Origin of the sequence: Sphingobium sp. JAI105 (assembly GCF_015752145.1) — a bacterium.
GTDB classification, from domain to species: Bacteria; Pseudomonadota; Alphaproteobacteria; order Sphingomonadales; family Sphingomonadaceae; genus Sphingobium; species Sphingobium xenophagum.
In genome coordinates, this window is record NZ_JADOUC010000001.1 from 568,708 (window position 1) to 581,500 (window position 12,793).

Genomic DNA, 12,793 nt, shown 5'->3' on the forward strand with positions numbered 1-12,793 from the left:
TGCTCCTGCGAAGGCAGGAGCCCAGGGCGTTAGCACGCGCCAGTGCGCCCTGGGCTCCTGCCTTCGCAGGAGCACATCATAACATATAAATTCGGTTTAGCCCGTCAGCTTCTCCAGCAACGCTGCCGCCGCCGCTGTCTCCGCTTCCTGCTTCGATCCGCCGGTCGCGCTTGCCTCGCCCGCGCCCTTGATCGTCACGGAGACGACGAAGCGCAGGGCATGTTGCGGGCCGGATCGGTCCTTGATCTCATATTCGGGCGGCTTGCGCTTGTTGGCGGCGGCCCATTCCTGAAGCGCGGATTTGGGGTGGCGCGGCGCGGCGGTCTGGGTATCGACGCGGTCGGCCCACAGGCGGCGCACCAGAGTGCGGGCTTCGTCCAGCCCCGCCTCCAGATAGAGCGCACCGATCAGCGCCTCCATCACGTCGCCCAGCACATTGTCGCTATTGGCCGCGCCATCGTCGCGCGCCTGCTTGCCCAGTATCAGATGGGCCGGCACGCCCGCGTCGCGCGCCACCTCGGCGCAGGTTTCGCCCGACACCAGCGCGTTGAAGCGGCGCGACAATTTGCCTTCCGGTTCGCCGGCAAAGCGATCAAACACCCATTCGGATACCAGCAGGCCCAAAACCCGGTCGCCCAGAAATTCCAGCCGCTCATAATTGACCGGGTTGGCGCTGCCATGGGTGAGCGCCTGGCTGAACCGCGCAGCGTCGCGCGGGGGGCGCCCGATCAGCGCCGCCAGCCAGCCCGCCGTGTCAGGTTGGGGCGCCTTATGGTTCAAAAACCTTCCCCGATGCGGTTCCACCGCGCAGCCGTGAACCAGGTCCAGGGCAGCAGCCAGTTGGCGCTGCCATCGGTCGAAAATACCGAAATCATGGCCTTTCCGACCAGATTTTCCTCAGGGACCAGCCCGATGCCGCCGCCTTCCACCGCCGGGAAGCGGCTGTCGGCGCTGCGGTCGCGATTGTCGCCCATCATGAACAAATGACCCTGCGGCACCAGCACCGTGTCGCGATCATCCGCCGCGCCGTCCGGCACCAGGTCCAGCACATTATAGCTTTTCGCGGGCGTGTCCTTGGTCGCTGGCAGCGTCTCGCGATATTGCGGATAGCGGCACTGTTTGCCGCCGCCGGGGGCGGCTTCCTCGAAATCGGGGCGATAGCAGGGGGACTCCGCGCCCTCTTTGGCTGCGGCCTGCGTCATGTTGGGGGTGACGGGAATGACGAGGTCGGCGACCTTCTGCTTGGGGATGGCAGCGCCGTTGAGGTAAACGGTGCCACCGCGCACGGCGATCATGTCACCGGGCAGGCCAATCACCCGCTTGATATAGTCATTCTTCTGGTTTGGCGGCGCCTTGAACACCACCACGTCGCCGCGATGCGGGGTGGACGGGAAGATGCGGCCGGGGATCAGGGGGATGCTGAAGGGCAGCGAATAGCGCGAATAGCCATAGGGCCATTTGGCGACCAGCAGATAATCTCCGATCAGCAGGCGCGGCTGCATGGATTCCGACGGGATATTGAACGGCGAGATAATGAAACTGCGCAGGACAAAGACGAACAGGCCCAGCTTGGCGAGGAACCAGAGAAAGTCCCGCGTTTCCGATTTTGCAGTCATGGGTGGTCGTTCAATCCCTGTGAAACAGCCGATAAAGCGGCCGTTGGGGCTTTTGAGGCTTGCGGCCTGACACGTCAAGCGCGTCCTGACCTATGCAATTGGTCGAAACATTGGCTAAAGAAGGCCGGGAATCGGCATGTGCAGCGCCGGTTTCGGTTTCATCGAAGAGGATATTTTCATGCCGACTCCTGCACTGGCGGCCATCGCCGCCCTGCCGCAAGCCGACCTCAAGTCGATTTTCACGACCGATCCCGATCGCTTGTCCAAACTGGTGCATCAACTGGGGCCGATCCGCTTCGACTGGTCCAAGACCCATCTGACCGATGATCTTGTCGCCGGATTTCTGGCGCTGGCGGATGAGCAGGGCTTTGCCCGGCGGCGCGACGCGCTGTTTGCCGGAGAGGCGGTGAACAATACCGAAGGCCGGGCGGCCGAGCATCCCGCCGAACGGGGCGAAGGACATCCCGACAGCGTCGCCAGCGCAAAGGCGCTGCATAACCGCATGCGCGCGCTGGTCGATGCGATAGAGGCGGGCGCGCTGGGCGACATCCGCCACATCCTGCATATCGGCATTGGCGGGTCCGCGCTTGGCCCCGACCTGATCGTCGATGCGCTGGACGGCGACGGCGTGCGGTATGACGTGGCGATCGTGTCCAATGTCGACGGCACCGCGCTGGAGCGCGCGATCGAGGGGTTCGATCCGCATGCGACGCTGATCGCGATCGCCTCCAAGACCTTCACCACCAGCGAAACCATGCTGAACGCTGCCAGCGCGATCAACTGGATGATCGAAGGCGGCGTGGAAGACCCCTATGGCCGCGTCGTCGCGCTGACCGCCGCGCCCGAACGGGCGATGGACTGGGGCGTCGATGAAACCCGCATCCTGCCTTTCGCCGAATCCGTGGGCGGGCGCTATTCGCTCTGGTCCTCGATCGGCTTTCCCGCCGCGCTGGCGCTTGGCTGGGATGCGTTTGAAAGCCTGCTGGAGGGGGCGGCCGAAATGGACCGCCATTTCCGCCTGTCCGACCCGGCGCAGAATATCCCGCTGATCGCGGCCTTTGCAGACCAATATTATACGCGGGTGCTGGGGTGCCAGACCCGCGCCGTGTTCGCCTATGACGAGCGGCTGGCGCTGCTGCCATCCTATCTCCAGCAGCTGGAGATGGAGAGCAATGGCAAGGCGGTAAAGCTGGACGGATCGCCAGTAGACGGCCCGACCGCGCCGATCACCTGGGGCGGGGTAGGGACGGACGCGCAACATGCCGTGTTCCAGCTGTTGCATCAGGGCACGATCATCACGCCCGTCGAATTCATCGCCGCGATCGAGCCGGGCCATGCGCTCGACCCGGCGCATCACCGCGCATTGCTGGTCAACTGCTTCGCGCAGGGGGCGGCGCTGATGCGCGGCAAGGATAATGCCGCCGACCCGGCGCGCGCCTATCCCGGCAACCGCCCGTCCACCACCATCCTGATGGACGATGTGACGCCGCATGCGCTGGGCGCGCTGATCGCCTTTTACGAGCATCGCACCTTTGCCAATGCGGTGCTGATGGGCATCAACCCGTTCGACCAGTTCGGCGTCGAACTGGGCAAGGAAATCGCCAAATCGATCGAAACCGATGGGCCGACGGGGTTTGATCCTTCGACCATGGCGCTGATCGAGATTGCGCTGGGGGCGGAGTAAACCACAACAGCCGTTCGTTTCGAGCGAAGTCGAGAAACGCGGAAGCGGCGCTGCACGCTTCTCGACACGCTCGAAGCGAACGGAGGTGGTTTGGCTACCAGCAACAAGATTCCCGTTTGTAACTCCCGCCCTCAACCGCCATATCCCCCGCACCCAATCGGAGGCCAGGCATGAGCGAGTTTGATTTCGACCTTTTCGTCATCGGTGCAGGATCGGGCGGCGTGCGCGCGTCGCGTGTCGCCGCAGCGCATGGGGCGAAGGTCGCGGTTGCCGAGGAGTTTCGCGTCGGCGGCACCTGCGTCATTCGCGGCTGCGTGCCCAAGAAGCTGCTGATCTATGGCGCGCATTTCGCCGAGGATCTGAAGGATGCGCGCCGCTTTGGCTGGAACGTCCCCGACTGCGGCTTTGAATGGACGACGCTGCGCGACAATGTGCTGGGCGAAGTCGACCGGCTGGAGGGGCTCTACCGGAACACGCTCAACAGCCATAAGGTGGAGATGATCCCCGAACGTGCGGTCGTGACCGGCCCGCACAGCGTGAAGCTGGCCAGCGGGCGCGAAGTGACGGCGAAATATATATTGGTCGCGACTGGTGCCTGGCCGGTCATGCCCGACATCGAAGGCGCGGAACATGGCATCACCTCGAACGAGGTGTTTCATCTCGACCAATGCCCAAAGCGGATCGTCATCGTCGGTGCCGGCTATATCGCCAATGAATTTGCCGGCATCTTTCACCAGTTCGGCAGCCATGTGACGATCGTCAATCGCTCCTCCACCCTGCTGCGCGGCTATGACGAACAGATACGCGACCGGCTGCTTCAGATTTCGATGACGAAGGGCATCAATTTCCGTTTCAACGCGCATATGGATCGGATCGAAAAGACGGATGACGGTGCGCTGTGCGTTCACTTCAAGGATGGTGATCCGGTATCCGCCGATGTCGTCCTGTTCGCGACCGGGCGAAAGCCCAATGTCGACGGGCTGGGGCTGGACAGCGCAGGCGTCGAACTGGACGACAGGGGCGCGATCAAGGTCGACGACTATAGCCGGACCAGCTGCGAGAGCATCTATGCCGTGGGCGACGTGACCGACCGTCTGCAACTGACCCCGGTGGCCATCCGCGAGGGTCATGCCTTTGCCGACACGGTCTTTGGCGGCAATCCGCGCACGGTCGATTATGACTGCGTGCCATCCGCCGTGTTCAGTCACCCCCCGCTGGCCGGTGTCGGCATGACCGAAGCGCAGGCGAAGAACAAGCTGGGGACGGTGAAGGTCTATACGTCCGACTTCCGCCCGATGAAATATGTGCTGGCCGGGCGCGACGAGCGGGCGCTCTACAAGATGATCGTGGACGCCACGACCGAGCGGGTGGTGGGGCTGCACATGATCGGTCCCGACGCGCCGGAAATCTTGCAGGCCGCGGCCATTGCGGTGAAGGCCGGGCTGACCAAGCAGGACTTTGACGACACGGTCGCGCTGCACCCCAGCATGGCGGAAGAACTGGTGCTGCTGAAATGAAATAGGAGTGTTCCCGCCTATGCGGGAACACTCAGGCCTGGACGAAGGTCACCACCAGCGCATCGCGCCAGGCCGGTTGGTTGTCATCGACCGCATGGATTTCCGTAACGCCATGCAATATCCGCCGGTCGTCGATCAGCATGGCGTCGCCCGCATCGGCCAGCATGAATTCGCCCAGCGGCGTGCCGTCTGGCGCGCCGATCCGGGTCACGCCTTCCCGCACGTTGCGCCGTTCGACCAGCATCACCAGGACATGATCCACCCCGTCGCGATGCAATCCTTCGGGCGTGGGGCGGCCGACTTCGCCGGGGCGTGCCTCGATACGGAACTGGTGCATTTCGACATGGGCGGTGCCGTTCATCGGAAACTGCGCCGCGCAGAAGGCGAAGATGGCGCGGCAGACCGGGGTGTCGATCGTGGCCTGTTCGACCGGATCGAACCAGCGCTGCACATCGCCATTCAGCGGATTATAGTCCCGGCTCTGATAATGGGGCTGGTGCGGCTGGCGGATGAAATCGCCCGCTTCGTAGCGGAAGGTCGCGTGGCGACGGCGGCGGTAGCGCCCGCCATCGGCCATATAGAGATCCGGCCCCAGATCGTTCCAGCTGGCGGCAAACGCATGCCATTCGGCCGCATCGACGCCCAGTTGCGCGATGGTTTCGGCCCCCGACAGGCGCGCATAGCCTTGTCTTGCCATCATGGTCTGAATGGCGTTGGTCGCCGGGTCGATCAGTGCGCCGTGAGTCATCATGCCTCTCTAGTGCCTTGCCCAGACGATCGACAGGGCCGCTTTCCGCAGGCTGGCTTCACCCGATCCAATAGGGGACGATCTGGCGATTGTCCGGGTCGACATGGATCGGCCGGTCGGCGGGCGGGAAGGCGCGCTGGTCGCAGCTTTGGCGCGAACAGAGGCGGCAGGTGATGCCGATGGGCGTCGCCGCGCCCTCATCCTCCAGTCGCAGTCCGTCGGCATAGACGAAATTTGCGGCATGGGCGGTCTCGCACCCCAGCACCACGGCAAAGCGGCGCGGCGTGCGGCTGTAGCTGCCCGATGGCTTTACCAGTCCCTTCGCCATAGACACATAGCGCACCCCATCGGGCGTTTCGCCCAGTTGCACGTTGATCCGGTCGGGGATGGCGACGGCTTCATGCACGTTCCACAGTGGACAGGCGCCACCGAAACGGGCGAATTGCAGCCGGGTGGCGCTGTGGCGCTTGGTGATGTTGCCCGCCATGTCGACGCGGCAGAAGAAGAAGGGGATGCCGCGCAGGCCGGGGCGTTGCAGCGTGGACAGGCGGTGGCACGCCTGCTCGAAACTCACGCCAAAGGTGCGGGCCAGACGGTCGATGTCGTGGCGCATCACCCGCGCCGCCTCCCGAAACGGCGCATAGGGCAACAGCAGCGCGCCAGCGGCATAATTGCCAAGGCCGATCGCCAGCAACCGATCAGCCCCGGCCACCGGCAGCGCGGCCTTTGCCACGACATCGGCGATGACGGCCTGCCCCTCCAGCATCATCAGTTGGTGCGCGAGCATGAATTTGCGGCTCTCGGTCGGCAGCGCCGCGTTGATGAACAGGCGTCGGTCCGGCGCGCTATAGGATCGCAACGCGCTGTCGGGCGTATCGGCGATCAGCGTCTCGATGCCATGCCGCCGCGCAAGCGCTTCGACCAGCATACCCTCGTCCAGCGCCTGCCCGGCGGTAAAGCTGGCGGCCATATCCTCGGCCAGACAGTCGAGAGAGTGGACATAATTGCCCGCCTCATGAAACCAGTCGCGCGCCGCCTCCCATGGCAGCCGCGCCTGCACCGTGCTGTCGTTGGCGATCGCCTCCTCGATCATGTTGATGCGTTCATTGGCGCGGATATGGGCGTTGTAGAGATCGAGGTAACGCGCCGCGAATTCGGGGAATTGCAGGTGCAATTTCTCGATCCGCTCCGGCTCCAGCGCGACGCCGGGCAGTTCGGGATGGCTGAGCGCGAAGGTGAACGCCCCCAGCATCTGCTCATCCTCGCGCGCGTCGAAACTCGCCCAGTCGGTCGGGAAGGCATTGGCGAGCGCCGCCTTGACCTTGGCAGTCAGTGGGCGATCGTCATTTTCCATCTGGGACAGATAGGACACGGATATGCCCAGCGCCTGCGCCATCGTCGCCTGGTCCATGCGATGGTCAAGGCGCAACTGGCGCAGCCTTGGTCCTGCAAAGATACGGTTGCCGCGTGCCACTATACACCCCCTGCACAAACCCATAGACTGGATTTGCCCATCCCTAATTTGCGAAGTCGTGATTTGCAAATTAGCAAATTTACATTTGCGAAAAATCGCAATCGCGGGAAAAGGGCGTCACAACAGGTCCGCACCCTGACCGGAGAGATATGCCTATGTCGAAGCTCGCCATTATCGAACAGCTTGAAGCCAAGCGCGAAGGCGCGCGCATGGGCGGCGGCCAGCGCCGCATCGACGCGCAGCATGGCAAGGGCAAGCTTACGGCGCGCGAGCGGATAGAGGTGTTGCTGGACGAAGGCAGCTTTGAAGAACTCGACATGTATGTCGAACATAATTGCACCGATTTCGGCATGGATGAAGCGCATATCCCCGGCGACGGCGTGGTCACCGGGTCCGGCACCATCAATGGCCGGCTGGTGTTCCTGTTCAGCCAGGATTTCACGGTTTACGGCGGCGCGGTGTCCGAACGGCACGCGATGAAGATCTGCAAGATCATGGACATGGCGCTGAAGGTCGGCGCGCCGGTCATTGGCCTGAATGACAGTGGCGGCGCGCGGATTCAGGAAGGCGTGGCGTCGCTGGCGGGCTATGCGGAGATTTTCCAGCGCAATGTGCTGGCGTCGGGCGTGGTGCCGCAGATCAGCGTCATCATGGGGCCGTGCGCGGGCGGGGCGGTCTATTCGCCTGCCATGACCGACTTCATCTTCATGGTGAAGGATTCAAGCTTCATGTTCGTAACCGGCCCGGACGTGGTCAAGACGGTGACGAACGAGGTGGTGACGCAGGAAGAACTGGGCGGCGCGGTGACGCACACGACCAAGTCGGGCGTTGCGGACGTGGCGTTTGAAAATGACCTCGAAGCGCTGCTGGCGGTGCGCGATTTCGTGGACTTCCTGCCTGCGTCGAACAAGGAGCCGGTGCCGGAGCGTCCGAGCGCGGACCCGTGGGACCGGATCGAACCGAGCCTCGACACGCTGATCCCCGCCAATGCGAACCAGCCCTATGACATGCACGAACTCATCCGCAAGATCGTGGATGAAGGCGACTTCTTCGAAGTGCAGCCGGCGCACGCTGGCAATATCATCTGCGGCTTTGGTCGGGTCGAGGGGCGCACGATCGGCATCGTCGCCAACCAGCCCTTCGTGCTGGCGGGCGTGCTGGACATCAATTCGTCGAAGAAGGCGGGGCGCTTCGTGCGCTTCTGCGATGCGTTCGACATTCCGATCGTGACACTGGTGGACGTGCCGGGCTTCCTGCCGGGCACGGCGCAGGAACATAATGGCATCATCAAGCATGGCGCCAAACTGCTGTTCGCCTATGCCGAAGCGACGGTGCCCAAGATCACCATCATCACCCGCAAGGCCTATGGCGGCGCTTACGACGTCATGGCGTCCAAGCATCTGCGCGGCGACCTGAACTATGCCTGGCCGACCGCCGAAATCGCGGTGATGGGGGCCAAGGGCGCGGTCGAGATCATCTTCCGCGGCAAGACGGCGGACGAGATCGCCGAGCGCACCGCGGAATATGAAGCGCGCTTCGCCAACCCGTTCGTAGCGGCCTCAAAGGGCTTCATCGACGAGGTGATCCAGCCGCACTCGACCCGCAAGCGGATCGCGCTGGGCCTACGGAAACTGCGCAACAAGGCGCTGGAGAATCCGTGGAAGAAGCATGACAATATTCCGCTTTAACTGACACCGTCATTCCCGCGCAGGCGGGAACCCATCGCCCACCCCATCGTCAGGCGCGCGGGCCGGAGATGGATACCCGCCTTCGCGGGGATGACGAAGTTGAGGATTGTAAGACATGAAACTCGGCCGTCTCAACCACATCGGCGTCGCCACGCCCAGCCTGGAAAAGAGCATCGCTTATTATCGCGATGTGATGGGCGCGACGAAGATCCATGAACCGTTCGACCTGCCCGCGCAGGGGGTGAAGGTGTGTTTTGTCGATACGCCGGGCGAGAATGGGACGGCGGGGACGCAGATCGAGTTGATCGAGCCTTTCGATGAAAGCTCGCCGATCACCGCCTTCATCGCCAAGAACCCGGCCGGGGGGCAGCATCATATGTGCTACGAAGTGCCCGACATTCTCGCAGCGAAGGCCTGGTTCGAGGCGAAGGGTGCGCGAGTGCTGGGCGAACCGCGCATCGGGGCGCATGGCACGCTGATCTTCTTCGTGCATCCCAAGGATATGAACGGGGTGCTGACCGAGATCATGGAGACGCCGAAGGAGGCGCATTGACGGTTTAGCCCTCCCCCCGGCGGGGGGAGGCAGCGAGACTTGGGGGCTGCGCAGCAGACCCTTAGTCGCAGCGGAGAGGGGGCGCGACGCCCGATGGGTCGAACCCCCTCTCCAACTTCGGCTAGCCAGACAAGCTGGCAAGCCTGCGTATCCTCTCCCCTCCGGGGCGAGGAAAGGGATGGATTAGATGACCGACAAGCCGACACTGGACCAATGGGCCGCCGCTGCCGCGAAGGAAGTGAAGGGCAAGGATTTGACCTGGCAGACCCCCGAAGGGATCGCCGTCAAGCCGCTCTATACCGCCGACGATGTGACCGCCGATCCTGGCCTGCCCGGCTTTGCGCCCTTCACCCGTGGCGTGAAGGCCAGCATGTATGCGGGCCGCCCCTGGACCATCCGCCAATATGCGGGCTTTTCGACGGCGGAGGAATCCAACGCCTTCTACCGCCGCAATCTGGCCGCCGGGCAGAAGGGGCTGTCGGTCGCGTTCGACCTGGCCACCCATCGCGGCTATGACAGCGACCATCCGCGCGTCACGGGCGACGTTGGCAAGGCGGGCGTGGCGATCGACACGATCGAGGATATGAAGATCCTGTTCGACGGCATCCCGCTCGACAAGATGTCGGTCAGCATGACGATGAACGGCGCGGTCATCCCGATCCTGGCCTTTTTCATCGTTGCGGGCGAAGAACAGGGCGTCGAGCGCAAGTTGCTCGACGGGACCATCCAGAACGACATCCTCAAGGAGTTCATGGTCCGCAACACCTATATCTACCCGCCCGAACCATCGATGCGGATCATCAGCGACATTTTCGGCTATACCAGCCGCGAGATGCCCAAGTTCAACAGCATCTCCATTTCCGGCTATCATATGCAGGAAGCCGGCGCGACACAGGTGCAGGAACTGGCCTTCACCATCGCCGACGGCATGGAATATGTGAAATATGGCGTCGCGTCCGGGCTGGACATCGACAAGTTTGCCGGGCGGCTGAGCTTCTTCTTCGCCATCGGCATGAACTTCTTCATGGAAATCGCCAAGCTGCGCGCCGCGCGCGTGCTGTGGCATCGCGCCATGACGCAGTTGGGCGCGAAGGACGAGCGCTCCAAGATGCTGCGCACCCATTGCCAGACGTCGGGCGTCTCGCTGACCGAGCAAGACCCTTATAACAACGTCATGCGCACCACGATCGAGGCGATGGCCGCCATGCTGGGGGGCACGCAATCGCTCCACACCAACGCGCTGGACGAAGCGATCGCGCTGCCCACCGACTTTTCCGCCCGGATCGCGCGCAACACGCAGATCGTGATCCAGGAAGAAACCGGCATGACCAGGGTGGTCGATCCGCTGGGCGGCTCCTACTATGTCGAGGCGCTGACCCAGCAGCTGGTCGACGAAGCCTGGGCGATCATCGAAAAGGTGCAGGCCGAAGGCGGCATGGCGAAGGCCGTTGCGGCTGGCTGGCCCAAGGCGATGATCGAAACCGCAGCGGCAGCGCGTCAGGCGCGGGTCGATCGCGGCGACGATGTGATCGTGGGCGTCAACAAATATCGGTTGGCGAACGAGGATCTGCTCGAAACGCTGGAAGTCGACAATGCCAAGGTGCGCGAAGGGCAAATCGCCCGGATCAACCGGGTGAAAGCGGAACGCGACAGCGCCAAATGCGAAGCCGCGTTGCAGGCGTTGCGCGATGGCGCGGCCAGGCCGTCCAGTCTTGACAACAACCTCCTCGCCCTCGCCGTGGAGGCCGCCCGCGCCCGCGCGACGCTGGGCGAAATCTCTTCGGCGATGGAAGAAAGCTTCGATCGTTATGGAACCCAGCCGACGCCGGTGAAGGGCGTCTACAGTGCGCCTTATGCAGGCGACAGCCGCTGGCAACAGGTACTCGACGGCGTGCAGGCCGTCGAGCGGCGCCTCGGTCGCAAACCCAAACTCCTCATAGCCAAGATGGGGCAGGATGGACATGACCGGGGCGCCAACGTCATCGCGTCCGCGTTCGGCGACATGGGGTTCGACGTCGTGTCGGGTCCATTGTTCCAGACGCCCGACGAAACCGTGGTGCTGGCGCTCGACAGCGGCGTCGATGTCGTCGGCGCATCCTCGCTGGCGGCGGGCCACAAGACCTTGATCCCGGACCTGATCGCCAAGCTGCGCGAAGCAGGTCGCAACGACATCAAGGTGATCGCTGGCGGGGTCATCCCGCCGCAGGATTATGACTTCCTCCGTGACGCGGGCGTCCAGGGCATTTATGGACCGGGCTCCAATGTCGTGGAATGCGCCGCCGACGTGCTGCGCCTCCTCGGCCACAACATGCCCCCTGCCGGGCTGGAGGACGCCGCTTGAATAATCTCTTCATCCTGATCCGCACCCAACAGCCGTTCGTTTCGAGCGTAGTCGAGAAACATTGGCATGCGGCTTCCGGCTTCTCGACTTCGCTCGAAGCGAACGGAGGCGTGGAGTGACCATGACGGCTATCACCGCCCGCACCGACTGGACCCGCGCTGAAATCGCCGCGCTGTTCGATCTGCCCTTCAACGACCTGATGTTCGAGGCGCAGTCGATTCATCGCGCGAATTTCCCGCGCAACGAAGTGCAGCTTTCCACCCTGCTCTCGATCAAGACCGGCGGTTGCCCGGAAGATTGCGGCTATTGCAACCAATCGGCGTCGGCGGAGTCGGGCTTGAAGGCCGAGAAGCTGATGAGCGTGCAGGCGGTCATGCAGGCCGCGGCTCAGGCAAAGGATGCTGGCAGTTCCCGCTTCTGCATGGGCGCGGCGTGGCGCAACCCCAAGGAGCGGCACATGCCCGCCATCGTCGAGATGGTGAAGGGCGTGCGCCAGATGGGCATGGAAACCTGCATGACGCTGGGCATGCTCAGCGAAAGCCAGGCCAAGGTGCTGGCCGACGCGGGCCTCGATTATTACAACCATAATATCGACACCTCGCCCGAACATTATGAGAAGGTGATTACCACCCGGACCTTCGACGACCGGCTCGAAACGCTGGAAAATGTGCGCAATTCGGGGATCAACGTCTGTTCCGGCGGGATCGTGGGCATGGGCGAGACGCGCGAGGACCGCGTCGGCTTCCTGCACGCGCTGGCCGTGCTGCCCACCCATCCGCAGAGTGTCCCGATCAACGCGCTGGTGCCGGTCAAGGGCACCGTGCTGGGCAATATGCTGGCCGACACGCCGCTCGCCAAGATCGACGAGATCGAGTTTGTGCGGACGGTTGCCGTCGCGCGGATCGTGATGCCGGAAAGCATGGTGCGCCTGTCTGCGGGGCGCGAGAGCATGTCGGATGCCTGCCAGGCGCTCTGCTTCATGGCGGGCGCCAATAGCATCTTCACCGGCGACAAGCTGCTGACCACCGCCAATGCGGGCGACAATGCCGACGCGGCACTGTTCGCGAAGCTGGGCGTCGTGCCGATGCAGGCCGAGGTAAAGGTTGAGCTGGAGGCGGCTGAATAGGAGTGATCCGCTATTTGGGGTGCTTGGCGGTCGCCATCGCAGTTCT

At 63.4% G+C, this 12,793-nt stretch carries 10 protein-coding genes; 6 read left to right on the forward strand and 4 right to left on the reverse strand.

The window, feature by feature from the left end; all coding sequences use genetic code 11:
• Window positions 1-96 precede the first annotated feature (96 nt).
• Window positions 97-780, reverse strand: coding sequence for a ribonuclease III (gene rnc, locus IWY39_RS02505; protein WP_107123949.1), 684 nt, complete (start codon window positions 778-780; stop codon window positions 97-99).
• Window positions 777-1,616 carry a signal peptidase I gene (gene lepB / locus IWY39_RS02510; RefSeq protein ID WP_107123948.1) on the reverse strand — a complete coding sequence of 280 codons (840 nt, stop codon included), beginning with the start codon at window positions 1,614-1,616 and terminating at the stop codon, window positions 777-779. Before lepB ends, rnc begins: the two co-directional genes overlap by 4 nt.
• Before the next feature lie 178 nt (window positions 1,617-1,794).
• Between lepB and pgi the strand changes: the two genes are divergently transcribed.
• Complete coding sequence (gene pgi, locus IWY39_RS02515; protein ID WP_107124059.1) at window positions 1,795-3,300, forward strand: glucose-6-phosphate isomerase; 1,506 nt, start codon at window positions 1,795-1,797, stop codon at window positions 3,298-3,300.
• A 170-nt stretch (window positions 3,301-3,470) separates the two neighbouring features.
• Window positions 3,471-4,817 (forward strand): glutathione-disulfide reductase, encoded by a 1,347-nt coding sequence (gene gor, locus IWY39_RS02520; protein ID WP_107123947.1) that lies wholly within the window; start codon window positions 3,471-3,473, stop codon window positions 4,815-4,817.
• A gap of 31 nt (window positions 4,818-4,848) precedes the next feature.
• On the opposite strand, the gene IWY39_RS02525 is transcribed toward gor, so the two are convergent.
• Window positions 4,849-5,565: a 2OG-Fe dioxygenase family protein gene (locus IWY39_RS02525; RefSeq protein ID WP_409994368.1), complete on the reverse strand. Its 717-nt coding sequence runs from the start codon at window positions 5,563-5,565 to the stop codon at window positions 4,849-4,851.
• A 58-nt stretch (window positions 5,566-5,623) separates the two neighbouring features.
• The gene (locus IWY39_RS02530; protein ID WP_026149508.1) at window positions 5,624-7,039 is read right to left on the reverse strand and encodes a helix-turn-helix domain-containing protein; all 1,416 of its coding nucleotides are present in this window, start codon (window positions 7,037-7,039) and stop codon (window positions 5,624-5,626) included.
• A 155-nt stretch (window positions 7,040-7,194) separates the two neighbouring features.
• On the opposite strand from IWY39_RS02530, the gene IWY39_RS02535 reads away from it, so the two are divergent.
• The 4 genes from IWY39_RS02535 (at window position 7,195) to bioB (ending at window position 12,747) form a co-directional block, all read left to right on the forward strand.
• Window positions 7,195-8,727 (forward strand): acyl-CoA carboxylase subunit beta, encoded by a 1,533-nt coding sequence (locus tag IWY39_RS02535; RefSeq protein WP_017184438.1) that lies wholly within the window; start codon window positions 7,195-7,197, stop codon window positions 8,725-8,727.
• 115 nt (window positions 8,728-8,842) lie between these two features.
• Entirely contained in the window at window positions 8,843-9,280 is a 438-nt protein-coding gene (mce, locus tag IWY39_RS02540) for a methylmalonyl-CoA epimerase (protein WP_107123945.1), read from the forward strand.
• 187 nt (window positions 9,281-9,467) lie between these two features.
• Window positions 9,468-11,621 (forward strand): methylmalonyl-CoA mutase, encoded by a 2,154-nt coding sequence (gene scpA, locus IWY39_RS02545; RefSeq protein ID WP_107123944.1) that lies wholly within the window; start codon window positions 9,468-9,470, stop codon window positions 11,619-11,621.
• A gap of 121 nt (window positions 11,622-11,742) precedes the next feature.
• On the forward strand, window positions 11,743-12,747 hold the full coding sequence (gene bioB, locus IWY39_RS02550) for a biotin synthase BioB (RefSeq protein ID WP_107123943.1): 1,005 nt from the start codon (window positions 11,743-11,745) through the stop codon (window positions 12,745-12,747).
• Window positions 12,748-12,793 lie beyond the last annotated feature (46 nt).